21 protein-coding genes are annotated in these 24,168 nt (G+C 53.6%); 5 read left to right on the top strand and 16 right to left on the bottom strand.

Translation table 11 applies throughout. From position 1 onward, the window contains the following. Positions 1-344 precede the first annotated feature (344 nt). Positions 345-1,649, top strand: a complete 1,305-nt coding sequence (locus tag ACPUC8_RS04045) for an MFS family transporter (protein WP_058968157.1) — start codon at positions 345-347, stop codon at positions 1,647-1,649. A gap of 3 nt (positions 1,650-1,652) precedes the next feature. Here the strand turns inward: ACPUC8_RS04045 and ACPUC8_RS04040 are convergent, their stop codons facing one another. The 5 genes from ACPUC8_RS04040 to trxC form a co-directional block, all read right to left on the bottom strand. Further along, positions 1,653-1,973, bottom strand: coding sequence for a YfiM family lipoprotein (locus ACPUC8_RS04040; protein ID WP_039333571.1), 321 nt, complete (start codon positions 1,971-1,973; stop codon positions 1,653-1,655). Positions 1,974-1,976: 3 nt separating this feature from the next. Continuing rightward, positions 1,977-3,332: a CDP-diacylglycerol--serine O-phosphatidyltransferase gene (gene pssA, locus ACPUC8_RS04035; RefSeq protein WP_039333569.1), complete on the bottom strand. Its 1,356-nt coding sequence runs from the start codon at positions 3,330-3,332 to the stop codon at positions 1,977-1,979. A 116-nt stretch (positions 3,333-3,448) separates the two neighbouring features. Continuing rightward, a complete protein-coding gene (locus ACPUC8_RS04030; RefSeq protein ID WP_058968148.1) occupies positions 3,449-6,106 on the bottom strand; it encodes a bifunctional acetate--CoA ligase family protein/GNAT family N-acetyltransferase in 2,658 nt (885 codons plus the stop codon). A gap of 76 nt (positions 6,107-6,182) precedes the next feature. Next, complete coding sequence (locus tag ACPUC8_RS04025) at positions 6,183-6,887, bottom strand: tRNA-uridine aminocarboxypropyltransferase (RefSeq protein ID WP_494925613.1); 705 nt, start codon at positions 6,885-6,887, stop codon at positions 6,183-6,185. Between the two features lie 76 nt (positions 6,888-6,963). After that, a complete protein-coding gene (gene trxC, locus ACPUC8_RS04020; protein ID WP_039333564.1) occupies positions 6,964-7,383 on the bottom strand; it encodes a thioredoxin TrxC in 420 nt (139 codons plus the stop codon). 156 nt (positions 7,384-7,539) lie between these two features. Between trxC and ACPUC8_RS04015 the strand changes: the two genes are divergently transcribed. After that, positions 7,540-8,658: a tRNA/rRNA methyltransferase gene (locus ACPUC8_RS04015; protein WP_039333562.1), complete on the top strand. Its 1,119-nt coding sequence runs from the start codon at positions 7,540-7,542 to the stop codon at positions 8,656-8,658. Positions 8,659-8,697: 39 nt separating this feature from the next. On the opposite strand, the gene emrB is transcribed toward ACPUC8_RS04015, so the two are convergent. The 11 genes from emrB to ACPUC8_RS03960 all read right to left on the bottom strand — a co-directional run bounded on the left by emrB (position 8,698) and on the right by ACPUC8_RS03960 (position 21,130). Continuing rightward, positions 8,698-10,236: a multidrug efflux MFS transporter permease subunit EmrB gene (gene emrB / locus ACPUC8_RS04010; RefSeq protein ID WP_153011384.1), complete on the bottom strand. Its 1,539-nt coding sequence runs from the start codon at positions 10,234-10,236 to the stop codon at positions 8,698-8,700. Between the two features lie 14 nt (positions 10,237-10,250). Beyond that, complete coding sequence (gene emrA, locus ACPUC8_RS04005) at positions 10,251-11,423, bottom strand: multidrug efflux MFS transporter periplasmic adaptor subunit EmrA (RefSeq protein WP_494925612.1); 1,173 nt, start codon at positions 11,421-11,423, stop codon at positions 10,251-10,253. A gap of 149 nt (positions 11,424-11,572) precedes the next feature. Continuing rightward, a complete protein-coding gene (mprA, locus tag ACPUC8_RS04000) occupies positions 11,573-12,103 on the bottom strand; it encodes a transcriptional repressor MprA (protein WP_039333557.1) in 531 nt (176 codons plus the stop codon). Between the two features lie 737 nt (positions 12,104-12,840). Then, a complete protein-coding gene (gene proX / locus ACPUC8_RS03995) occupies positions 12,841-13,836 on the bottom strand; it encodes a glycine betaine/L-proline ABC transporter substrate-binding protein ProX (protein ID WP_494925611.1) in 996 nt (331 codons plus the stop codon). A gap of 63 nt (positions 13,837-13,899) precedes the next feature. After that, positions 13,900-15,102 carry a glycine betaine/L-proline ABC transporter permease ProW gene (gene proW, locus ACPUC8_RS03990; RefSeq protein ID WP_039333552.1) on the bottom strand — a complete coding sequence of 401 codons (1,203 nt, stop codon included), beginning with the start codon at positions 15,100-15,102 and terminating at the stop codon, positions 13,900-13,902. After that, positions 15,099-16,295, bottom strand: coding sequence for a glycine betaine/L-proline ABC transporter ATP-binding protein ProV (proV, locus tag ACPUC8_RS03985; RefSeq protein WP_494925610.1), 1,197 nt, complete (start codon positions 16,293-16,295; stop codon positions 15,099-15,101). Before proV ends, proW begins: the two co-directional genes overlap by 4 nt. A gap of 446 nt (positions 16,296-16,741) precedes the next feature. Next, positions 16,742-17,701: a class 1b ribonucleoside-diphosphate reductase subunit beta gene (gene nrdF / locus ACPUC8_RS03980; RefSeq protein ID WP_039333577.1), complete on the bottom strand. Its 960-nt coding sequence runs from the start codon at positions 17,699-17,701 to the stop codon at positions 16,742-16,744. A gap of 8 nt (positions 17,702-17,709) precedes the next feature. Continuing rightward, positions 17,710-19,848 carry a class 1b ribonucleoside-diphosphate reductase subunit alpha gene (nrdE, locus tag ACPUC8_RS03975; RefSeq protein WP_494925609.1) on the bottom strand — a complete coding sequence of 713 codons (2,139 nt, stop codon included), beginning with the start codon at positions 19,846-19,848 and terminating at the stop codon, positions 17,710-17,712. Beyond that, on the bottom strand, positions 19,827-20,231 hold the full coding sequence (gene nrdI, locus ACPUC8_RS03970; RefSeq protein ID WP_039333544.1) for a class Ib ribonucleoside-diphosphate reductase assembly flavoprotein NrdI: 405 nt from the start codon (positions 20,229-20,231) through the stop codon (positions 19,827-19,829). Before nrdI ends, nrdE begins: the two co-directional genes overlap by 22 nt. Before the next feature lie 4 nt (positions 20,232-20,235). Next, a complete protein-coding gene (nrdH, locus tag ACPUC8_RS03965; RefSeq protein ID WP_494925608.1) occupies positions 20,236-20,478 on the bottom strand; it encodes a glutaredoxin-like protein NrdH in 243 nt (80 codons plus the stop codon). Between the two features lie 334 nt (positions 20,479-20,812). Beyond that, on the bottom strand, positions 20,813-21,130 hold the full coding sequence (locus tag ACPUC8_RS03960) for a DUF883 family protein (RefSeq protein WP_039333539.1): 318 nt from the start codon (positions 21,128-21,130) through the stop codon (positions 20,813-20,815). 151 nt (positions 21,131-21,281) lie between these two features. Between ACPUC8_RS03960 and ACPUC8_RS03955 the strand changes: the two genes are divergently transcribed. From ACPUC8_RS03955 to mmuM, 3 genes are all read left to right on the top strand, one after another. Then, positions 21,282-21,620 carry a DUF2002 family protein gene (locus tag ACPUC8_RS03955; protein WP_034825485.1) on the top strand — a complete coding sequence of 113 codons (339 nt, stop codon included), beginning with the start codon at positions 21,282-21,284 and terminating at the stop codon, positions 21,618-21,620. 135 nt (positions 21,621-21,755) lie between these two features. Next, positions 21,756-23,165, top strand: a complete 1,410-nt coding sequence (gene mmuP / locus ACPUC8_RS03950) for an S-methylmethionine permease (RefSeq protein WP_494925607.1) — start codon at positions 21,756-21,758, stop codon at positions 23,163-23,165. Further along, positions 23,155-24,090, top strand: coding sequence for a homocysteine S-methyltransferase (gene mmuM, locus ACPUC8_RS03945; RefSeq protein ID WP_494925606.1), 936 nt, complete (start codon positions 23,155-23,157; stop codon positions 24,088-24,090). Before mmuP ends, mmuM begins: the two co-directional genes overlap by 11 nt. Positions 24,091-24,168 lie beyond the last annotated feature (78 nt).

The raw sequence follows: 24,168 nt of genomic DNA, 5'->3' as shown, positions 1-24,168 counted from the left end.
GTAGTGTGGGGTCTCCCCATGCGAGAGTAGGGAACTGCCAGGCATCAAACAAGTGAAGAAGCCCTGAACGAAAGTTCAGGGCTTTTTTACGTCTGCAGATCACTGAATTTACGTCTGCAGATCACTGAATTTACGTCTGTAGAACACTGAATTTGCGTCTTTAGATCACTGAATGTACGTCTGCAGGACAATGAATTTGCATGAAAATCAGTGAAAACCTCACCCTAAAACCCCTTTCAGCATCACAATTTGTCACATCCACCCCGCTATATTTCCCGAAACCGACTCACAAATGCTTTAATCAATCCTTTGGCATTAATTTATCGCAAGGAAAGAGGTAAGACATGACTGATTCACTACAACAAAAAATGGCGCCGACAGCATCGGTGGTAAGTAACAAACAACGCATCTGGGCGATTGTTGGCGCATCTTCAGGCAACCTGGTCGAATGGTTCGACTTCTACGTTTACTCATTTTTTTCTCTCTATTTTGCTCATGTATTTTTTCCAACAGGCGACACCACCACGCAATTACTGCAAACAGCCGGCGTATTTGCTGCGGGTTTCTTGATGCGCCCGATTGGTGGCTGGCTATTTGGTTACATTGCAGACCGACATGGGCGTAAAAACTCCATGTTGATCTCCGTCTGCATGATGTGTCTGGGATCGTTAGTCATCGCCTGTCTACCGGGCTATGGTGAAATTGGTGTGGCGGCACCGGTGATCTTATTGCTGGCGCGTATGTTTCAAGGGTTATCGGTGGGAGGCGAGTACGGCACCAGCGCTACCTACATGAGTGAAGTGGCGCTGGAAGGCCGTAAAGGCTTTTACGCATCCTTTCAATACGTCACGCTGATTGGTGGCCAACTGTTGGCAGTACTGACTGTCGTGGTTCTACAGCAGATATTGAGTGATGAAGAGCTACGCAGCTGGGGTTGGCGCATTCCGTTCTTCCTCGGGGCGGTATTGGCTGTTGTCGCGCTCTGGTTGCGTCGCTCACTGAATGAAACTTCCGAGAAGAAAAACCGCGAACACCGTGATGCGGGTAGTATCTTTGGCCTGCTGCGCAACCACTCTCGTGCCTTCCTGATGGTGCTCGGGTTTACTGCCGGAGGTTCGCTCAGCTTCTATACCTTCACCACTTACATGCAAAAGTATCTCGTTAATACCGCAGGTATGGATGCCCGTAGCGCCAGTGGACTGATGACAGGCGCGTTATTGGTCTTCATGTTGATTCAGCCGATCGTTGGCGCGCTTTCTGACAAGATTGGTCGTCGATCTTCAATGATGATCTTTGGCGCGGGTGCGGCTATTTGTACTGTACCAATCCTGATGCTGCTGCAGAATGTTCAAAGCAGTTTCGCCGCGTTTGCATTAATCATGCTGGCGCTGATCATCACCAGCTTTTACACCGCCATCAGCGGCATCCTTAAAGCGGAAATGTTCCCACCAGAAGTCCGCGCGCTCGGTGTGGGCCTGTCTTATGCAGTGGCGAATGCGATCTTTGGTGGCTCGGCAGAATACGTGGCGTTACTGCTAAAGAAAGAGGGAATTGAAACCAGCTTCTTCTGGTATGTCTCGGCGATGGGCGCGTTGGCGTTTCTGGTTTCGCTTATGCTGCATCGTAAAGGCAAGGGCATTTCGCTGTGATGATTACTGGCTCAGATTCCACAGTGCAATGCCTGTCGCTGCACCTGCCACATCATAGCTGAGATCCTTCCAACTCCAGCCGCTCCCTGCTGAGCGGCTGTCATACCACTCTTTTCCCACACCAAAACTGAGTGAGAACAGAAAGCCAAACCGCAGATTCTGTCCCCGTCCTTGATGCTGATGTTGGGAAATTTCGCTCCCCGCAGCGGCCAAAGCAGCAGAAGAGAAGAAGTGCTCCGCTTTATCTCTGCCAGTCCAGTTATCCTGCGCCACATGCGCACATCCACTACAGCTTAAAACCACGCAGAGGATGAGCGCACGCATCGGTTACAACAAGCGGCTGATTAAGCGGTCAATACGGATACGGCGCAAACGGCGTATCAGCTTGCGGACTTTCGCAGGGTAATCAGAAATGCTCTCCAGCTCGCGGAAATGCTTAACCACGCTGGTGTGCTGACGAATCAGTGCCAGCTCTTTCTCGCGTTGCTCAGCCAACTCATTTTTGGGATCGTGAATCAGCACCGCGTTTTCCAAATCCAGTCGCCATGCGCGAGGATTGAGGTTATTGCCGGTGATCATCATCCACTCATCATCGACCCAGATCCCCTTGAGGTGATAGCTGTTCTCGCCATCTTTCCACAAGCGCACCGTAAGCTGCCCGTTATTCACATAATACTGCAAGCGGCTCAGGAAACGTCGCAGGTTGATCTCATACAAATAGGGCAGGGCGCCGATGATTTTAAACGGCTGCTCAGGTGGGATGTAAAAGTCATTGGCGGTTTTATCACCGATGATGATCTCAACTTCTTTACCCTGACGCAGTAAATGGATCAGGTTACGCACCAGAATGGCTGGCAGGTTGAAGTAGGGAGTACAGAGCGTCAGTTTACGTTCTGCGCAGGGCATCAGGTGGAAGATGGTTTTGTTGAGTAAGCTGCGTTTACCCAACCCAACCAATGGTGTAACAGCCAATGACTCGTTATCGGCATCCCCGGCAAACTGATAGTTAAAACTGCGCAGATCCTGACGGAACTGACGGGTTTCATTTTTAATTTCAGGGCTTGATGGGCGTTCGGTTTGATCGAGGCGATTCACCGCATCAGACTGCTTAAGATTCTCGCAAATCCAGGCGTAAAGCGTATCGGCCAGCTTTGGGTTGCGGATCAGCTGGTAGCGGTCATAGCGATATCGATCATGTTGATGCAGATAAACATCATTGAGACTGGCACCGCTATACAGCAGCGTATCATCAATGATAAAGCCTTTCAGATGCAGTACGCCGAGTGCCTCACGGGTATTCACCGGGATACCATACACCGGAATTGCGATATCTGGATGTTGGGCGGCCATTTCGCAATACCAGTCGGCATTCGTCAGCCCACGCGCGGCACCAATTCGGCCTCGCTGTGCACGATGCCAGTCCACCAGAATGCTGATGTCCAGCTCTGGACGAGCCTGGCGCGCAGCGTAAAGCGCCTGCATCACCCCACGGCCACCGTCATCGTTTTCCAGATACAGCGCAGTAATGCAAATGCGCTTCTCTGCCGTGGCAATTTTCGTCAGCAGGGTCTCACGGAACTCGGCAGGCGAGTAAAGCGTGGTTATATCTGACACGGATTGTGACAGTTTAGGCAGCTGTGCGAGGTGTTGTTGGTGTTTATTACGTTTGAATTTAGACAACATCACAGTGCACTTCTTCTCTGTTCATTGCATGGCCTTTTGCCATCAAATCATGATCCTAACGTTAAATAATAACATCAACCGGCATGATAAGGAGGATTTTTACCTTTCTGTACAGGTCAGCCCTGGGATTCGCCGAGCGGCAAATTCAGACTGACGATCCCATCATCCAATTGAATATTCACACGAAAATTGAGTTTTCGTGCCAGCGTAATCATGCCGGTGTTGTGTGGCATGGTGATACCGTTCAATTGTTGCAGGCCATGATCGCGCGTGTAGCGGATCATCTTTTCCAGCAAACGTCTGCCCATCCCGAGCCCCTTCAGGTCGGAACGCACCAATACAGAGAACTCGGCATCAATGTTATCGGCATCAGAGATGGCACGCGTCACCCCAATAATCTCTTCACTGCCGTTATGTTGCCGTACGGCAACAATCGCCATTTCACGGTCGTAATCGATCTGCGTCATATTCGCGAGGTCTTCATGGGTGAACTCGTTGATCTCACTGAAATAACGATAATAGAGGTCCTCCTTGGTCACCTGGGCGATAAAGGCGCGCAGCTGCGGCTCATCTTCTGGCAGAATCGGCCGGAACAGACAGTGCTGGCCATCTTTCAGTTCGACCTGCTCCTCGAGATGATGCGGATAAGGGCGGATAGCCAGTCTGGTCTCGTTATCGCCGTTAAAGGGGGCTAACTGGAGAGTGACATCAAGTAATGTGAACTCATCGGCGGAAGCGAGCAGAGGATGGATATCCAGCCGCTGGATTTCCGGGCAATCCACCACCAGGTTGGAAACCTGAACCAGCAACTGACTCAAACCGGCGATATCCAGTGGGCGCAACGCGCTGCGGCTGCGCACTTTGCCACTTTTCATCGCCTGAATCACCAGATAACGCGCCAGCGTCATGTTCAGTGGCGGCAGGGCAACGGCAGCCTGCTTATCTGGCTGCCACTCCACACCACCTTCACCCAGCATAATAATGGGGCCAAACAGCGGATCCTGTTCCACCACCACGCGAAGTTCCTGCGCGCCCGCGCGGTTCGCCATACTCTGCACCAGCAGCCCATCAATGCGTGCATGGGGATGGGTATGACGCACACGATCAAAAATGGCCTCTGCCGCCTGTTCGACTTCAGCCGTACTTCGCAGATACAGCATGACCCCCTGAACGTCGGATTTATGCGGGATATCGGGTGAGCGCAGTTTAAGCGCCACCGGATAGCCAATCTGGTCGGCGATGCTGGCGGCTTCCTGGCTATCGCTCGCAATCCACGTTGGCAGCGTCGACAAACCGTAGGCTTGCAGCACGGGCTGGACTTCGTGGGTATCCAGTGTGGTGATTCCCTGGTCCAGCGCTTGTTGAATCAGCTGATGCGCCTGTGCGCTGTTTTGCGTCAAGCCGACAGGTAAAGCCGGGGTTTCGCGCAGCTGTTTCTGGTTACGTCGATACTCAACCTGATGCATAAACGCAGTAACCGTGCCTTCAGGCGTACGCCAGGTTGGAATGCCTGCTTCAGTAAAGGCACGACGAGCCGCCTGAGATGAATATTCGCCGCACCAGTTGGTGAGAAGCGTCACCTGCTTACCACGGGGATGTTTCGCCACCGCGGCAATAATCTGATTGGCCGTTTCACTCGACGGGGAGACGGCGCTCGGGGCATGAATAATCATCAGTGCATCCAGTTCGTGGCTATCCAGCAGTTGCTCGATGCAGGCGACATAGCGTGCCGGTGTGGCATCGTCCTTCAAATCCAGCGGATTGCCCCGTCCAACCCCTTCCGGCAGTAATCCCGCGAGCCCCTGCAAAGTGTCTTCGCTTAGCGTGGCCAGCTTGCCATTACGCGCATACAGCTCATCCAGTGCCAGTGCTGCAGGCGCTGCGCCATTACTGACGATCATCAAACGGTCGCCCTTCAGCGGGCGCATATGGCTCAACGATTCCACCGCTGTAAACAGTTCATGCGTATCCTGCACCCGCAGCAGACCTGCACGCTGAATCGCTGCATCCCAGGCGGCATCCAGTCCGCTGCGCGTACCGATCATGGCCTGCGCCTGATGGCTGCGTCCGCTTTTAATCACCAAAATCGGTTTATTACGCGATGCGCTACGTGATGCTGAAACAAAGCGGCGGGCATCGCTGAGATGTTCGAGATAAAGCAAAATGGCGCTGGTTTTGCCATCACGCGCGAGGAAGTCCAGCAGGTCATCCACGTCGATATCCAGACTGTCGCCCAAGGCGATGAACCAGGAAAAGCCCAGATTACGCTGTTGCGCCCAGTCAAGAATGGTGTTGGAGACCGCCGCCGACTGGGAGATAAACGCAATACGCCCTTTAGCGATGGGTACGGGAGAAAAGCTGGCGTTCAGTCCCTGCCATGGTGCCAGTAATCCCAGGCTATTGGGGCCGAGCAGTCGGATTTGCCACTGACTGGCGCAGGCTTTTAATTCTTCTAGCTGGCTGGCAGGAGCGGAGAGAATGATGCAGGCCTTGCAGCCTTTTTCACCCAGTTGCTGCAGTAGCTCGAGATTTCGTTTGGCATGGGTACAGATGATGGCGAGGTCGGGCGCAAACGGCAGACTGGCAATATCCGGCCAGGCCAGTACGCCGCTGACTGCTTTGTACTTCGGTGTTACCGGCAGCACTGGGCCGCTAAAACCACCGGCCAGCAGGTTACGCATCATAAAGTAGCCGGCGCGTCCCGGTTGTACCGACGCGCCAATCACCGCAATGGATTTAGGTCGTAACAGTGCTTCCAGACCACGTTGGCTCATCATCCGCTCCTGACATCAAGACTGGCATGATTGTAAACGCTTTTTAGTCTACTTGCCGACTCGCGGATCGCAGGCTTTAGATTTCGCTATTCAATAGTGATTGCTGATAGTGCACAGGATGGTGCGGTTTACCCGCCAGATACGCATGGCGGAAATGCTCGAAATGTTGTTGTAGCGCTTGTGCAGCCTGAATATCCCCAGCCTGTTCCAGCAGTGCGGCAGCCACTTCAGCGGTGCAGTGCTGCCCTTCGCCGTGGGCTTCACGCAGTGTATAGCGTGAGGGAGTGGAGACATTCAAGGACATCACCGGAAAGGCATCCAGCCACGGGCTTTTGCGGAACATCTTGCGCGCTTCGGTCCAGGTACCATCCAGCATAATAAACAGCGGCGGCTTGCCCGTGAGCGGGGGTGTTGTTAGCACTTCACGACCGGCATCGGCATAAGAGCCTGGAAACACCACCAGCGGTTGATAATCGGTGGTTTTCATCATCGCCAGCAGAGCTTCATCCGGTTCAGTGCGTGACCAGCCAAATGCCAGCGTATCAGGCAACACATCGGCAATCAGACGCCCTGTATTACTCGGCCTCATCGGTTCGGTGTCGAACATCACCAGACAAAAACGACTGCGCGCTTGCTGCGGCTGCAGCGTGGCACACAGGCAGTTTTTTTTCGGTAAAAGACAGCGCTGGCAGCGCAATACGCGGTTGCCTCGGGCAAGAAAGGGGCGTGTAGCACGCGCTAAACGTTGCGCACGTAAGCGCAGGACGGCATTTTCAGACATAGGATCGCAGGCAGGAAAAACGACAGTGTAATGGATGCCACAAAGCAAGACCAGCACAGGGCTGGTCTCAAAAGGGTTACAGTGACTCGTCGAGCCACTCGTTGAACGGCGCTTTAGGCATGGCACCGTTCAGCATGTCGACCATTTCGCCATTTTTAAACAACATGATGGTAGGAATGCTGCGAATACGGAAACGCGCACTGAGAGTGGGTTCAGCCTCGGTGTTCACCTTCACAAAACGTACTTTGCCCCGACGCTCGTCGGCGACATCTTTAAACACCGGTGCGAAGTTGACGCACGGGCCGCACCAGGGCGCCCAGAAGTCGATGACCACCGGCAGGTCGTCCTGCAAATATTTATCCAGCGTGGCGGCGGTGGCATTCGCGACTTCACCATTAAACAATTGCTCACCGCAGCGACCACATTTCGCGCCATCGGTAATACGCTCCTCGGGAACGCGATTCGTTGCCTGACAGGAGGCACATACAGTATTCATCGTCACCTCTAACCGGACCTGTAAATATCATGATTGTCGGACATTATGAAAAGGTTGAGTGCTATGCTCAATCTGGATTGCCCAATAGGTTCAATAGTTGATAGCTAAGCACCGACACATCAGGTAATCTTCGCGCTCTCAATGCTGGAGGAACAGATGAACGACGAATTTAAAGGCAAAAGCGGCAAGGTAAAAGTGATGTATGTACGTGATGAGGATGCAGGGCAAAAGCCCAATCCCCGTACCGGCAAAGGCGGCCGTCCTGCTGCGCGCCAGGAAGATAATCGTCGTTCTGGCCCTCGCAGCGCACGTAATAATGAAGAGGGTGGCCGTAGCGGTGCGCCAGCGGGGCGGGGTTCCGCTCAGCGTGATGCGCGCAACAGCGAACGTGGCCGCAGCTTTGGTCGCCGCGACGATCGTGATGACAACCGCAGCTTTGGTGATTCACCGTGGCGCACCGTTTCACGCCCGCCAGTGGCCGATGACAGCCAGATTGATGACGCGGCAAGCAACAAGCCGGTGATTGATCCCGAGCAGATCCGTCGTCAGCGTCAGGAAGAGACACGCGTTTATGGTGAGAATGCTTGTCAGGCGCTGTTTGCCAGCCGTCCGGAAAGCATTGTGCGTGCCTGGTTTATCCAGAGCGTGACGCCACGTTTCCGTGAAACCCTACGTTGGTTAGCGGCCAACCGTAAAGCTTATCATGTGGTGGATGATGCCGAGCTGACCAAGGCTTCAGGCACTGAACACCATGGTGGCGTGTGCTTCATTATTAAGAAGCGCATGGGTATGGAAGTCTCCGAGTGGCTGAAAAAGGCCGATACCAAAGATTGCGTACTGGCGTTGGAAGATGTCAGCAATCCGCACAACCTGGGCGGCATCATGCGCAGCTGCGCCCACTTCGGTGTTAAAGGTTTGCTGGTGAACGATGCCTCCCTGCTGGAGTCGGGCGCGGCAGTCCGCACCGCAGAAGGTGGTGCTGAGCATGTGCAGGCGATCAGTGGTGAAAGTTTTGCCAGTGGCCTCGAAGCCTTCCGTAAAGCCGGTTACACCATCGTCACCACTTCCAGCCATGAAGGCACGCCACTGGCGAAAGCTGAACTGCCAGCGAAGATGGTTCTGGTATTAGGTCAGGAGCGTGAAGGGCTGTCCGACAGCGCCTTCCAGCAAGGCGATATTAGCCTGTCGATTGGTGGTACAGGCAACGTTGAAAGCCTTAACGTATCGGTCGCAACCGGTATTCTGCTTGCCGAGTGGTGGCGTCAGAACGCATAAAAGAAAACGGGCCGCTCAGGCCCGTTTTTATTTGCAAACTTAGTGCGCGCCACCGCCGCCACCGCCCGCACCGAATGGCGGACGCGCAAACCACACCAGCACCAGCAAGATCAAAAACACCCCTGCCGAAGCCCAGAAGATCTCATTCGCTGAGATAATCAGACCCTGATTGGTAATTTGCTGCGCGATATAAGCTGAAGCCTGCTGTTGCGTCATACCCATACTTTGCAGTTGGTCATACATCTGCTGCGAATTAGGGTTGAACGGATTCACCGATTCCGACAGATAGCTGTGGTGCATCGATTCACGGTCAGTCCACATGGTGGTGGTGATCGAGGTCCCGATAGAACCGGCCAGCGTACGCACAAAGTTCGACAAGCTTGATGCCGCCGCCATGCGCTCTGGCGGTAATCCCGACAGCGTAATGGTGGTCAATGGCATAAAGAAGCAGGCCACGGCAAAGCCCTGAATAAACTGCGGCCATGCCGACGCACCAAAATCCATCCCCGGCTCAAAGGTGTAAGCACGCCAGTAGAAACAGACGGCGTACATGATAAAGCTGAAGGTCACCAAACGCCGCATATCCAGCTTGTGGGCGAAACGGCCAATAATCGGCGACAGGATGACGGGGATAATCCCGACCGGAGCCGATGCCAAACCTGCCCAGGTGGCGGTGTAGCCGTATACCTCCTGCAACAGCTGCGGCAGAAGCACGATCGAGCCGAAGTAGAGCATATAAGCCAGACTGATCGACAAACACCCAATGGTAAAGTTGCGCTTTTTAAACAGCGACAAATCAACTATTGGATGGTCATCGGTAAGCTCCCACACCAGCAGCACCAACAGCGCCACCACGGCGACCACCGCCAAAACAATAATCTCTGTCGAGCTAAACCAATCCAGTTCTTTACCGCGGTCCAGCATCACCTGCAGTGAGCCAATTCCCACCACCAGCAGCACCAGACCGACCATATCGATCGGGCGAATTTCCGTTTTGGTTTCACGGCCGCGCAGGGTTTGCAGTGTCAGTAACACCACCACCACACCGATCGGCACGTTGATAAAGAAGATCCAGCCCCAGTGGTAGTTATCACTGATCCAGCCGCCCAGAATCGGACCGCAGATCGGTGCCACGATCACCGTCATCGCCCACAACGAAAGCGCCACACTGCGCTTCGCGGGGGGATAGTTATTCAGCAGCAAACTTTGCGACAGCGGAATCAACGGACCAGCCACCACACCCTGGATGACGCGGAAGAAGATCAGCATCTCCAGGCTCTCTGACATGCCGCACGCCCACGAAGCCAGCACAAACAGAATGGTAGACCAGGTAAACAGCTTCACCTCACCAATCCGTTTGGCCAACCAACCGGTAATCGGGATCGAGATGGCGTTTGCCACCCCGAATGAGGTAATCACCCACGTGCCTTGCGAGTTCGAGGCACCGAGGTTACCGGCGATCGTTGGGATCGCCACGTTAGCGATGGTGGAGTCCAACACCTGCATGAACGTTGCCAGTGATAAGGCAATGGTCATCAGGACCAGCGGTGCTCCCTCAAGCGGTTTTTGTGCCATCACAGCCTCCCGCAAAATTAGTCAGCGTTGGCACGAACGATGTCAGTAATCAGCTGATTAACTGGCGCAAGATCGATTGCCAGTGCATTACTTTCATAAGCGGCTTGCGAACGCACGCTGCTGGCTAATGTGGCACCGTCTTTATTCTGGGTATCCACTTTCACCAGGGTAGAGAGGCCAATACGCAGCGGATGCTCGGCCACTTGCTGCGGGTCCAGCTCAATACGCACCGGCAGGCGCTGAACCACTTTGATCCAGTTACCCGTCGCGTTCTGTGCGGGCAGCAGTGAGAAGGCGCTACCGGTACCCATATCCAGACCCACGACTTTACCGTGATACTCCACGTCATCGCCGTAGATATCGCTTACCACCGTAGCCGGTTGGCCAATGCGTACGCCAGACAGTTGCGTTTCTTTGAAATTGGCATCAATCCACAGATTGGTGGCAGGCACCACCGCCAGCAGTGGCGTGCTGGTGGAGATCTGAGAACCTACCTGTACGCTACGACGTGAAATGAAGCCATCAATAGGGCTACGAATATCGGTACGTTGCAGATCCAGCCATGCATCACGTAGCTCGGCTGCGGCTTGCTTTACCGCCGGCTGATTAGCCAAATCGGTGTTCAGGATCATCGCCTGGTTCGCATTGTATTGCTGTACGGCCACATCAAGCTGCGCTTTCGCGGTCGCAACGGCATCGCGTGAATGTTGCAGCTCTTCACGGCCAATCAGATTCGAGGCACCCAGCGGTATACGGCGTTGCAGGTCAGCTTCAGCCTGATCCAACGCCGTTTGCTGCAGTTTAATGGTGGCCTGATACTGCTTACCATTAATCATCAACTGATGAGTCTGACGTACGCTGGTGGCCAGTGCGGTCTGCGCTTTTTCAAAAGCCTGTTCCGCATCGGTTTTATCCAGCGAGACCAGCACATCGCCTTTTTTCACGCGGTCAGTGTTATCAAACCAGACTTTATTTACGCTACCGGAAACCTGTGCCATCACCTGCACCTGGTTTCCCGCAACGTAGGCATCATCGGTTTCCTGGAAATGGCGCAACACCAGATACCAGTAAGCCAGATACGCCAAGCCAATCAGTACAAACACGATAGCCAGCAGGATCAGCACACCTTTGCGCTTCTTCTTTTTATTCGCTGGCTGTTGCGGGCTTTGAGCTTCCGCTGTCGCACTCATGTTGTTCTCCACGTTTTCCATTTGGTCGGGATGTGTCGATCCATCAACACGGATCTCCGAGTCGAAAAAGCCAGCGTTTTAGACGCTGGCCGGATAAAAGGGGATTAAAATAGCGATTTCGGAAGGTGATTGTGTCGCACTTCTTGCTATTAGCGCGACAGGGAAGCGATAACCTGATCTTCGTCCATCTTATCAAGGCGGTTAAGCAGCTTACGCGTAATCGACTCCAGCTGATCCTGCTCAGAGGTAGAGAGCGAGGACCACAGATACTGCAAACTTTGATGCTGTGGCGGCAGCAGCTGACGTAAGAAATCATTACCTTTCTCGGTCAGATGTAAATGCAGGCAGCGGCGGTCATTTTCACTCTCACGACGCTCAATCCAACCACGCTTTTCCAGCTCATCGGCAATGCGGGTGGCATTGGTACGTGAAGAACCCAGCGCGGAGCTCAGTTCTGACGGCTGAATGCTCTGATTTTCCTGCGCATCCAGGGTGATCAGCGCCATGAATAAGGTCTCGTTAATTCCCTGCGCCTTCAACATCTTGTTGCGGTTATCCAACAGTTTGCCCTGCATATGCATGCACAGGCGAGTCAGGATGATTTCCTGCAACGGAAAATCTTTATGGCGGTTAGCACGGATGTTTAGCATCTGTTCAATGGGGGAAAACGAACTTTCCATTTTAAAAAAAACCTCTTAGTTGCAACTGGTATAGTAAGGATGGTGACAGATTAAGCGTAGTCATATTTTCCGCCAGTGATTGTTCGCACGATCACATTGTCAACATCTGGCGTCCAGGTCATTCCGTAACCCTGGGCACTTCGCCCTGACAACTCGCCACTTTGCATGGTCACATTGTCATCAATTCGCCTCGCGAAACCTTTTTGTGAATAAATAATTTCGCGAGAAAAAATAACTGTGGTGAATAACTGTGCTGCTAACCATAACAAACTCAATCATCAATGAATAGTATCACTCACTATTTTGGACGTGTCTTTACGCTTTCTAAACACTTTTATGAAAAATGTTATGATTATAAATCAAATGGTTAATATGTGATTGCTTGACGTCCGGCCCGAAAAAATGGTGCCAGTGAAAATGACGATTTTTGTGGGTGATCTGACGTAATTTCACCATGCGAGGAGGTTGCACAGTGTTACCGATGAGACCGGCAAGAGGGTCAGCAAGCAGATAAGCGCGAACAGCAGACATCAATGCAGCTAACGCGTGATGGCGTTGCAGTTTGACGGCGTTCATTGCGGCATAAAGGTGTCAATAATCATATATGGGTAATAGTAACCCAAAAAATTATTACAATGGTGTGTTAATTAACAGGACGTACCAGTGCGCTATAGCGCACATCTGGCTGGGGCAAGGCGGTTAAAGCTTCAGGGGCGGCCTTCAGGCCGCCCACGACATTACTTCGCAGCAGCCTGCGCGTCTTGAATCCACTTATCAAACTGGGCCTGATGGCCTTTGATCCAACCATCAACATGGCTGTTGATATCGGCTTCAGAAGCATGACCTGCATGCATCGCGGCATTCTCGGCATTGATATCAGCCAGTGGCAGCTTCATCTCAGCAAACAACTTGGCAGCAGCCGGATTCTTCTCCGCCCAGGCCTTGTTCGCCACGATATGCATGGTGTTCACCGGGAAACCATAGTTCATGCCGTTAGGCAATTTGGTATCCACTTTGTTCTGCGCGCCTGGCATTGAGGAGAACGGCACCTGCAGCCATACCACATCTTTGCCCGGTTTCAGCACGTCGCTCACCCAGTACGGGGTCCAGGTGTAATACAGAATCGGTTTACCCTGTTTGAAGCGCGTGATGGTGTCGGCGATCATCGCCGAGTAGTTGCCCTGATTGTGCTCAACGGTGTTACTCAGCTTATAGGCATCAATCTGGTGATTAATCACCGCCTCGCAGCCCCAGCCCGGCGTACAGCCGGTGAGATCGGCTTTACCGTCATCGTTGGTATCAAACAGCTTGGCGATTTTAGGATCTTTCAGCTGTTCGATATTAGTGATGTGATATTGGTCAGCCGTTTTTTTATCGATCAGATAACCCTGGGCCGCACCGGTCACATAGGTGCCTGCGCGGTAAAACTTCTGATCGCCACCCGCTGCGGCGTACATATCGTCGTGCAGCGGTTTCCAGTTAGTCGCCATAAAGGTGGCGTCACCCGCGGCGATGGTGGTGTACGCCACGTTGTAATCCACTTCACTCGGCTTATCGACGGTATAACCCAGTTTTTCCAGGGCGCGGCTCACCAGCAGCGTCTGGAAGGTCTCTTCGGAAATGGTGCTCTGGGCGGGTTTAACGGTAATGCCTTTACCCGGAAGGTCGGCGGCGGACACGTGCGTCGCGGCAAACGTCGTCAGGACGGCGGCGAATAGAGCTGTCTTGCGCATAGTCATTCCTTATTTTACGTGTGGCGTCGGAGACGGACGGCCTCAACGGGCCGTCCAAAAAAATCAGGCTTTTTTACTGAAGGGGCGCAGCAGCAAGCCAATCGGGCCAGTGTTGTACCAGTGACGGCTGCCACGGCTGCGGCTGTCTTGACCGACCGACTGCGTCAGGCGGTCGAGTATGATGGCGAGGATCACGATACCCACACCGCCCACGCTGGCGAGGCCCATGTCGAGGCGGCCAATGCCGCGCAGTACCATCTGACCAAGACCGCCCACCGCGATCATTGAGGCAATTACCACCATCGACAGCGCCAGCATCAGCGTCTGGTTTACACCGGCCATGATGGTCGGCATCGCCAGCGGCAACTGCACTTTGAACAGCATCTGACGTGGGCTGGCACCAAAGGATTCACTCGCCTCAATCAGATCGGCAGGGACCTGCTTAATGCCCAGAATGGTCAGGCGCACAATGGGCGGCAGGGCAAAGATAATGGTCACCACCACACCCGGCACGTTACCGATACCGAACAGCATCACAATCGGTACCAGATAAACGAAGGCTGGCGTAGTCTGCATGGCATCCAGCAACGGGCGCACAATACGCGCGGCGCGCTCACTGCGTGCCAGCCAAATCCCCAGCGGCAGCCCGATGATGATGCAGAACAGCAGGGCGGTGAGGACCAATGCCAGCGTGACCATCGCCTGCGACCAGGCACCAATCATGCCGATCAGCACCAGTGAAATCAGCGTGGCGATACCCATTGCTGGCGTAGCGATTTGCCAGGCGATTAGGGCAAACAGCACAATGGCAACCGGTGCGGGCAGACCCATTAATAAGTTCTGGAATGCGCTGAGGATGTAATCCACCGGTACACGAATGCCCTGGAATACCGGGCGGAAATGGTTCACCACCCAATCGATGCCTTCCGTCACCCAACGGTCCAGCGGAATCATGGTGTTATGGAAGGGATCCATAATATTGAAATGCTCTGGCTTTGGCGCAGGTGCGCTGCTGAGCCAGTCACTGTTACCGGCAGCGGAGGTGGCGGCATCGTGACCGCCACTGCTGGCTGCATCCGAGCCGGTGCTGGAGGCATTGCCCCAGGCGTCAGCGGAACCTGCGCTAGAACCGGAGTCTGCTGGAGCGGCACTGCCGCTGCTCGACCAGGGATCGCTGCTGCTGGCGGCTGCGCTGGAATCTGTTGTAGTGGCTTGCGGTGTGGTCTGGCTGGCGCTATCCCACGGATTGGCTGTTTGTTCACTCATGACTGGGCTCCTTCACGATCTAAAGCGCGCAATAGCATGCTTTTGGAAATGATACCGACGTACTGATTCTCTTCACCGACCACGGGCACGGCGCAGGGCGCTTGTGCCACATGGGACAGCAGATCGTTCAGTGAGGTATCCGCAGGAACCGCTAACGGTGTGTCGAGTAACGCATTATCCAGACCTTCGCCCGCTGCCAGTGCCGCTTTCAACGAATCAGTGGACACCACGCCAACAAATTTCTGTTTTTCCAGCACATAACCGAATTCACGATCTTCATCCTGCAGCAATTTAATCGCCGAACGAGGGCCAAAACCGGCTGCTTTACGGATAAGCGCGCCAGCACTGCGGCGAGCAATATCTTTGGCGCTAAACACGTGGCTGATATCCACGCCACGGAAGAAGGTACGCACGTAATCGTTAGCAGGATTATTGAGGATTTCATCGGGTGTGCCGACCTGCACCACTTCACCGCCTTGCATAATGGCAATACGGTCGCCAATACGCATGGCTTCATCGAGGTCATGGGAAATAAAAACGATGGTACGTTGGTGTTTCGCCTGTAATTTTACCAACTCATCCTGCATTTCAGTACGAATGAGTGGATCGAGTGCTGAGAAGGCTTCATCCATCAATAAAATGTCCGGATTAATGGCCAGCGCGCGGGCTAATCCAACACGCTGACGCATACCACCGGAAAGTTCATCGGGATAGGAATGCGCATAATTTTCTAATCCCACCTGACGCAATGCTTCTAGCGCTTTTTCCTGACGTTCCTGTACCGGCACGCCCGCTAATTCCATGCCGAAGGCTGCATTATTCAATACCGTCATATGCGGCATTAATGCGAAGGACTGGAATACCATGCTGATCTTATTTCTGCGCACTTCACGCAGTTCCGCGTCTGATATTTTGGCAATATCGACACCGTCAATGATAACCTGGCCACGAGTGGGCTCTATCAGACGATTGAGAAGGCGAACCATGGTGGATTTCCCCGAGCCGGAGAGCCCCATGATGACGAAGATCTCGCCTTCTTCAATGGCCAGACTGGCATTTTTGACGCCGAGTGAAAGACCGGTTTTCGCCAGAATAGTCTCTTTGCTTTCACCTTTATCAATCAGCTTAAATGCCTTTTCGGGGTTATCCCCAAATACCTTATATAAATTCTTTACTTCAAGTTTAATTGCCATGCCGTCATTAATTTCCCGGTTAAATGTTTCACTATTTCTTGTTGTGATCTCGATTAAATTTAAGCGCCCTATAACCTATCATAGTGAGAATATCTGACAACCCTAAATGGGAATATTGACGCGTTGAGAGCTTCGTGAAGGGGCGATAATTCCAGTGCTCACAAGGGATGAGCGCGAATCAATTTTTTCTGAATTTTTTGTGAAATTTACCCGGTTTGATGTCAATTGCTGGCTGAAATGCGAATAAATTGGGGTTAAGTGGGCGATATAATGGACAAATAGATGGCGCTAAAGTGACAAAATAATGAAGGCAAAAAAAAGGAAATAGCGTGCGAATATTGGATTTTTTTGGCGGATATATCGTGGGCTCTGTGGAGGGGCGGCCTGAAGGCCGCCCCTGAGTTAAATAACGCGACGGGAAAAGCGCCCGAAAGCAGAAATGTGACTTAAAAATTCCAGTCCTCATCTTCGGTTTCGACCGCTTTCCCCATCACATAGGAAGAGCCTGACCCGGAGAAGAAATCGTGGTTCTCATCAGCATTCGGTGACAAGGCTGAGAGAATGGCCGGATTTACCGTGGTGAGTTCCGCCGGGAACAGCGCCTCATAACCCAAATTCATCAATGCCTTGTTGGCATTGTAGTGCAGGAAGGTTTTCACCTCCTCCGTCCAGCCGACATCATCGTACAGCGCTTCGGTATACACCACTTCGTTCTCATACAGCGCCAGCAGCAAATCGATGGCGAACTGCTGTAACTCTTCACGGCGCGCATCATCCACTTTTTCCAGCGCTTTCTGATACTTGTAGCCAATGTAGTAACCGTGTACCGCTTCGTCACGGATGATCAGGCGAATCAGGTCTGCGGTGTTGGTTAATTTACCGCGGCTCGACCAGTACATCGGCAGCCAGAAACCCGAGTAAAACAGGAAGGATTCCAGAAATACGCTGGCGATTTTCTTCTTCAGCGGATCTTCGGCGCGATAGTGCTCCAGCACAATCTTTGCCTTGTTCTGTAACGCTTCGTTCTCTTCACTCCAGCGATAGGCGGCATCGACATCAGCCGTATTACACAGCGTAGAGAAAATCGAACTATACGAACGCGCATGTACCGCTTCCATAAAGCTGATATTCGACAGCACCGCCTCTTCATGAGGCGTGATGGCGTCTTCCATCAGACCCGGCGCACCGATCACGTTCTGGATGGTGTCGAGCAGCGTCAAACCGGTAAACACGCGGATGGTGAGCTGCTGCTGCTGCGCATCCAGTGACTGCCACGCGGGCAGATCGTTGGAGAGCGGCACTTTTTCCGGCAGCCAGAAGTTGCTGGTCAATCGGTTCCATACTTCGAGATCTTTATCGTCCTGGATACGGTTCCAGTTAATTGCTTGAATTTGTTTAAGTTGCATAGTTTTCATCACAGTGAGCAGGAGACGCAGCCTTGAACTTCAGTCCCCTGCAGCGCCATTTGACGCAGACGAATGTAATAGAGGGTTTTGATGCCTTTTTTCCACGCATAAATCTGCGCTTTGTTGATATCACGCGTGGTGACGTCATCGCGGAAGAACAGCGTCAGCGACAAGCCTTGATCGACGTGCTGCGTGGCTTCGGCGTAGGTATCAATAATCGCTTCTGGGCCAATCTGGTAAGCATCCTGATACAGCTCCAGATTGTCGTTAGTCATAAACGGCGCCGGATAGTAAACGCGACCGGTTTTGCCCTCTTTACGGATCTCAATACGCGACACAATCGGGTGAATGCTGGATGTCGCATGGTTGATGTAGGAGATCGAACCGGTCGGCGGGATCGCCTGCAGGTTTTGGTTATACAGACCATGCTGCATCACCGACTCACGCAGCGCCTGCCAGTCCGCCTGAGTGGGTAACGCAATCCCGGCATCAGCAAAGATTTTGGCTACGCGCGCGGTGCGCGGCTGCCATACACGTTCAACGTACTTATCAAAGTAGTGGCCATTGGCATACTGCGACTGGGCAAAGCCGTCAAAGCGCTGTTTACGTTCCTGCGCCAGCAGATTAGAGGTCCGCACAGCGTGATAGGTCACGCAATAGAAGTAGAGGTTGGTAAAGTCCAGCGCCTCTTCACCGCCATACGCCATGCCTTCACGTGCCAGATAGCCGTGCAGGTTCATCTGACCCAAGCCCACCGCGTGTGAACGGCGGTTGCCCTCTGCGACCGATGGCACCGAGTTGATTTCACTCATCTCCGATACCGCCGTCAGTGCGCGTACCGCGGTTTCCACCGTTTGTGCCAGATTGCGTGAGTCCATCGCGTGGGCAATGTTCAGCGAGCCGAGATTGCAGGAGATATCCTTGCCGATGCGGCGATAGCTGAGATCGTCATGGAACTCGCTGGCGCTGTTAACCTGCAAAATCTCCGAGCACAGGTTGCTCATGTTGATGCGACCGGCAATCGGGTTGCTGCGGTTCACGCTATCTTCATACATGATGTACGGATAGCCAGACTCAAACTGAATCTCTGCCAGTGTCTGGAAGAAGTCGCGCGGCTTGATAAAGGTCTTGGTGATGCGATCGTCCGCCAGCATTTCGTCATAAAGCTCGCTGATGCTGATGTCGCCGAATGCTTTACCGTAGATGCGTTCAACATCGTACGGAGAGAACAGCGCCATATCGCGGTTCTCTTTCGCCAGTTGGAAGGTGATATCCGGGATCACCACGCCGAGCGACAGCGTTTTAATACGGATCTTCTCGTCGGCGTTTTCACGTTTGGTATCGAGGAAGCGCAGAATATCGGGATGATGCGCATTCAACCACACGGCCCCCGCACCCTGACGGGCACCGAGCTGGTTGGCATAAGAGAAGGCATCTTCCAGCATCTTCATCACCGGGATCACGCCGGAAGATTGGTTCTCAATACGCTTGATCGGTGCGCCGGATTCACGCAGGTTAGACAGCAGGAACGCTACGCCACCGCCGCGTTTAGACAGCTGTAGCGCCGAGTTCACCGCGCGACCGATCGACTCCATGTTGTCTTCAATACGCAGCAGGAAGCACGAGACTAACTCGCCACGCTGCTGTTTGCCGCAGTTGAGGAAGGTTGGGGTGGCTGGCTGGAAGCGGCCGCTCAGCATTTCTGCCAACAATTCACGCGCCAGGCTCTCATTGCCTCGCGCCAGCGTCAGCGCCACCATGCAGGCGCGCTGCTCGAAGGTTTCCAGATAGCGTTTGCCGTCGAAGGTTTTCAGTGTGTAACTGGTGTAAAACTTCCAGGCACCGAGGAAGGTGTGAAAATTAAAACCCCAGGCATCGGCTTCATCATGCAGTTGGCACAGAAAGGAAAATTCGTACTGATTCAGCACCTCGGCTTCGTAGTAGCCTTCGGCGACCAGATAGCGCAGACGCTCGCCCGCAGAAGCGAAGGAGACGGTATTCGGCTCGACGTGCTGTAAAAAGAACTGACGTGTGGCCTCGTGATCTTTCTCGAACTGAATGCGGCCATCGGCGTCATACAGGTTCAGCATGGCGTTGAGCGCATGGTAGTCCAACTGCGTGCTGTTTAGGGTGTCTGTCGTTGCCAAAATTGGGTTACTCCCGCTTTTACATTAGCGATATCGTCGGGGGTTCCCATCAGCTCAAAGCGGTAGAGATAAGGAACCTGACATTTCTGCGCAATGATGTCGCCCGCCAGGCAGTAGCCTTCACCGAAATTGCGGTTTCCGGCAGCGATCACCCCGCGGATACCGCGTCGGTTAGCGTCATCATTAAGGAATTGGATCACTTGTCTGGGCACCGCCCCCCGCGCACTGCCGCCGCCGTAGCTCGGCACCACTAAGATATAGGGTTGGTCGATATGCAGGCGCTGCTTGCCATCAATCGGAATGCGGCAAGCAGGAAAGCCCAGACGAGTGATGAATCGGTGCGTGTTTTCCGACTGGCTAGAGAAGTAGACCAGTGGGAACATCGCTTTATCCCCCGACAGCAGCGAGCTGGCGCAGGCTGGCGATTTTGTCAGGGCGGAAGCCGCTCCAGTGGTCGTCGTGTGTCATCACCACTGGCACCTGGCGATAGCCAAGGGATTTGAGGTTGTCGATGGCTTCCGGTTGGGTATCGAGGTTGATCAGTTGATAGTCGATACCTTTACGGTCCATGGCATTTTTTGTCGCGTTGCACTGGACACAGTTGCTCTTAGTGTAAATAATAATGCGCATGATTCGTATTTCCCTTTGATTGCGGTCAGTTTGCGAGATACGAAGCAAAATCCTGTTTGCTGCGAACTTCGTCCTTGACGACATCTGGTTGCGAGTTGATGGGTTGAATACTAGATGTAGTGTTCGTGGCGGTCAAGCCCACCAGATATAGGGATTTTGTATTTTAATCTTCAGATAATCGCTAACGTCAGAGATCATGCGCCTTCCAGGCCCGAAAATTTTTTTGTAAAGGCGGAGAGGGGACGTTTTAGGTCAAATTTTATGCGGTTAAAGTGCCGTGCGGGCACAAAAAAGCCCCGCATCCGCGAGGCTCTCTTTAAACACTAAAACCTATTTAGCGACGTGACATCAGCAGCGCACCGAGCACCAAACCAACCGCTGCACCGACGCCCACGCCATGCCATGGTTTATCATGCACATAGGCATCAACCTGATAGCTGGCGTCTTTCGCTGCTTGCGTCACACGACCCTGGCTACCGTTGAGTTTTGCGCGGGTTTGTTTCAGCAGCGACTGTGCCTTACTGCGCGCACTGTCCACTTCATCTTTGGCTTCGCTGCCGTAAGATTTAAGTAATGCCTCGAGCGAATCGGCCAGCTCGTTTACATCCTGATTGATATCAATGTCATCGTTTTTGCTTACGCGATTGAACATTTTTTTCGCTCCCTTTGATTTAACAAGTAATACTCAGTGTAGACGAAACGTGATTAAACGCAGGCGTTTGCCAGGCTTTAGGGAAATTCCGAATGTCCTGAGTGGTCGCGCTGTTGTAAGGTTGCGGGGCTGTGAGAAGAGAGGAGCAAGCATGTATTTACGTCCGGATGAGGTAGCGCGCGTACTGGAAAAAGCAGGGTTCGAAATGGATACCCTGACGCCAAAGATCTACGGTTATCGTCGTGGTGAAAATTATGTCTACGTCAATCGCGAAGCGCGCATGGGACGAACGGCACTGATCATTCACCCCACGCTGAAAGAAAAAAGTCAGCACTTCGCTGAGCCCGCCTCAGAAATGAAGACCTGCGATCACTACACGCAGTTTCCGCTGTATCTGATGGGTGAATCGCAAGAGCATTACGGTATCCCACACGGTTTTAGCTCGCGCATTGCGCTTGAGCGCTATCTGCAAGGCGTATTTGGCGCCTGATACTGCGCCCCGCTCGCACGGGGCCGCACCGCTGTTTTGATAAATCCCCACCTTTTGCCACGTTGCAAATTGCCACGCTGGCGCGTATAACCCTGTGTCCATATAGATGTTCAGACGTCCATACGGATAAAAATAATGCAAACGCAGGAAACGCCTTCACAGGACAACTTCAAGCGCACCATGAAAGTGCGGCATCTGGTGATGCTGTCGCTGGGCGGTGTCATCGGTACCGGGCTGTTCTTCAACACCGGCTATATCATTTCGACCACCGGGGCGGCCGGTACGCTGTTGGCCTACCTGATTGGTGCGCTGGTGGTGTGGTTGGTGATGGTGTGCCTTGGAGAACTGGCGGTGGCGATGCCGGAAACCGGTGCTTTCCACGTCTATGCGGCACGCTATCTCAGCCCGGCGACCGGTTACACGGTGGCGTGGCTCTACTGGCTGACGTGGACCGTGGCGCTCGGTTCCAGCCTGACAGCGGCGGGATTCTGTATGCAGTACTGGTTCCCGACCACGCCTGTATGGCTGTGGTGTCTGGTGTTTTGTATTGCCATCTATCTGCTCAATATCGTCTCGACACGCTTCTTTGCGGAAGGGGAGTTCTGGTTCTCGATCATTAAAGTGATCACCATCATCGCCTTTATCATTCTCGGCGCGGGTGCCATGTTCGGCTTTATTCCGATGAAGGATGGCAGCGCGGCACCGGGTCTGCATAACCTGACGGCATCCGGTTGGCTGCCGCACGGCACCTTGCCGATTCTGATGACCATGGTGGCAGTGAACTTCGCTTTTTCTGGCACCGAGTTGATTGGCATCGCCGCCGGAGAGACGGAACAGCCGCAGAAAGCGTTGCCGCTGGCCATCCGCACCACGGTCGCTCGTCTCATCATTTTCTTCATTGGTACGGTATTCGTGCTTGCGGCACTGATTCCGATGGATCAGGCCGGCATCGTCAAAAGCCCGTTTGTGCTGGTGTTTGAAAAAATCGGTATTCCCTATGCAGCGGATATCTTCAACTTCGTGATCCTCACCGCTATCCTCTCAGCGGCGAACTCCGGCCTTTACGCCTCGGGCCGCATGCTGTGGTCACTGGCGAATGAGAACACGCTGCCGCGCTGTTTTGCGCAGGTTAATCGTCGCGGTATTCCGGTGCTGGCGATCACCGTCAGTATGATTGGTGGCTTGCTGGCGCTGTTCTCCAGCGTGATCGCCCCCGATACCGTGTTCGTGGCACTCTCTGCGATCTCCGGCTTTGCCGTGGTGGCGGTGTGGCTCAGCATCTGTGCCTCGCATTATGTATTCCGCCGTCGCCATCTGGCCGAAGGCGGTTCACTGCAGCAACTGGCCTATCGCGCGCCGTTGTATCCGCTGACACCGATTCTCGGCTTCCTGCTTTGTCTGCTGGCATGTGTAGGGTTGGCCTTCGATCCGTCACAGCGAATTGCGCTGTGGTGCGGCATTCCGTTTGTACTGTTCTGTTATGCCGCATACCATGTGACGCATCGACGTAACCTGAAGGCCGAGGGGGCCAATGATGTCGCGTAATCCTGTGGCAGAAGCGTTAACTCAACATGACACGCTGATTTTAGATGGTGCTCTGGCGACCGAACTGGAAGCGCGTGGCTGTAATCTGGCTGATGCGTTATGGTCTGCCAAAGTGCTGGTGGAAAACCCTGAGCTGATTTATCAGGTGCATCATGACTACTTTGCTGCAGGTGCCAACGTGGCGATCACTGCCAGCTATCAGGCCACCCCGCAAGGATTTGCGGCGCGTGGCCTGGATGAAGCCCAATCTCTGGATCTCATTACTCAAAGCGTCAAGCTGGCACAGCGTGCGCGTGACGACTATCGCGCCGCTTCAGGCAGTAAAGCCGCGTTGCTGGTGGCCGGTTCGGTAGGGCCTTACGGTGCGTACCTCGCGAATGGTGCCGAGTATCGTGGCGATTACGCGCTGCCAGAAGCGGAGATGAAAGCCTTCCACCGTCCGCGCGTTAAAGCCTTACTGGATGCGGGTGTGGATCTGCTGGCCTGTGAAACCTTACCGTCGTTTGCAGAAGCGCAAGCGCTGGTGAGTTTGCTGGCAGAGTTCCCGGACAGCAGCGCCTGGTTCTCGTTTACGCTGCGCGATGCGCAACACATCAGTGATGGCACGCCGCTGAGCCAGGTGGCCGAGCTGGTCAATGCTGCGCCACAAGTGGTGGCGATTGGCATCAACTGCGTGGCACTGGAGAGCGTGACGCCGGCACTGCAAACTTTGCAGGCGTTGTGCGCCAAGCCGTTGCTGGTCTATCCCAACTCTGGCGAGCAGTACGATGCCAGCAGCAAAACCTGGCATTCGGCACCGTCGGGTTGCACGCTAGAGGATAAATTCCCCGAGTGGCAACAGGCGGGCGCACGCTTGATTGGCGGCTGCTGCCGTACCACACCGCAGGATATCGCGGCGATTGCCGCCTGTTGTCAACCGCAATAAAGACCAGAAAAGCAGCATTGATAGCGCGATTGAGGCGAGTGAAAAGCAGAATAGGGCAGTTTAGACTGTCCTATCTGA

It is taken from the genome of Pantoea sp. CFCC18177, from assembly GCF_059412425.1.
The sequence above is the reverse complement of the archived record's forward strand: the minus strand, read 5'-3'. Positions and strand labels throughout refer to the sequence as shown.

Excerpts from the sequence above, each read along its gene's own strand:
- ACPUC8_RS04030 (WP_058968148.1), bottom strand. The coding sequence starts at position 6,106 with ATGAGCCAACGTGGTCTGGAAGCACTGTTACGACCTAAATCCATTGCG.
- ACPUC8_RS03955 (WP_034825485.1), top strand. The coding sequence starts at position 21,282 with ATGTATTTACGTCCGGATGAGGTAGCGCGCGTACTGGAAAAAGCAGGG.
- ACPUC8_RS04040 (WP_039333571.1), bottom strand. The coding sequence starts at position 1,973 with ATGCGTGCGCTCATCCTCTGCGTGGTTTTAAGCTGTAGTGGATGTGCG.
- trxC (WP_039333564.1), bottom strand. The coding sequence starts at position 7,383 with ATGAATACTGTATGTGCCTCCTGTCAGGCAACGAATCGCGTTCCCGAG.
- proX (WP_494925611.1), bottom strand. The coding sequence starts at position 13,836 with ATGCGCAAGACAGCTCTATTCGCCGCCGTCCTGACGACGTTTGCCGCG.
- proW (WP_039333552.1), bottom strand. The coding sequence starts at position 15,102 with ATGAGTGAACAAACAGCCAATCCGTGGGATAGCGCCAGCCAGACCACA.
- nrdI (WP_039333544.1), bottom strand. The coding sequence starts at position 20,231 with ATGTTCCCACTGGTCTACTTCTCTAGCCAGTCGGAAAACACGCACCGA.
- proV (WP_494925610.1), bottom strand. The coding sequence starts at position 16,295 with ATGGCAATTAAACTTGAAGTAAAGAATTTATATAAGGTATTTGGGGAT.
- nrdF (WP_039333577.1), bottom strand. The coding sequence starts at position 17,701 with ATGCAACTTAAACAAATTCAAGCAATTAACTGGAACCGTATCCAGGAC.
- emrA (WP_494925612.1), bottom strand. The coding sequence starts at position 11,423 with ATGAGTGCGACAGCGGAAGCTCAAAGCCCGCAACAGCCAGCGAATAAA.
- ACPUC8_RS04015 (WP_039333562.1), top strand. The coding sequence starts at position 7,540 with ATGAACGACGAATTTAAAGGCAAAAGCGGCAAGGTAAAAGTGATGTAT.
- ACPUC8_RS03960 (WP_039333539.1), bottom strand. The coding sequence starts at position 21,130 with ATGTTCAATCGCGTAAGCAAAAACGATGACATTGATATCAATCAGGAT.
- mmuP (WP_494925607.1), top strand. The coding sequence starts at position 21,756 with ATGCAAACGCAGGAAACGCCTTCACAGGACAACTTCAAGCGCACCATG.
- mmuM (WP_494925606.1), top strand. The coding sequence starts at position 23,155 with ATGTCGCGTAATCCTGTGGCAGAAGCGTTAACTCAACATGACACGCTG.
- nrdH (WP_494925608.1), bottom strand. The coding sequence starts at position 20,478 with ATGCGCATTATTATTTACACTAAGAGCAACTGTGTCCAGTGCAACGCG.
- pssA (WP_039333569.1), bottom strand. The coding sequence starts at position 3,332 with ATGTTGTCTAAATTCAAACGTAATAAACACCAACAACACCTCGCACAG.
- mprA (WP_039333557.1), bottom strand. The coding sequence starts at position 12,103 with ATGGAAAGTTCGTTTTCCCCCATTGAACAGATGCTAAACATCCGTGCT.
- ACPUC8_RS04045 (WP_058968157.1), top strand. The coding sequence starts at position 345 with ATGACTGATTCACTACAACAAAAAATGGCGCCGACAGCATCGGTGGTA.
- ACPUC8_RS04025 (WP_494925613.1), bottom strand. The coding sequence starts at position 6,887 with ATGTCTGAAAATGCCGTCCTGCGCTTACGTGCGCAACGTTTAGCGCGT.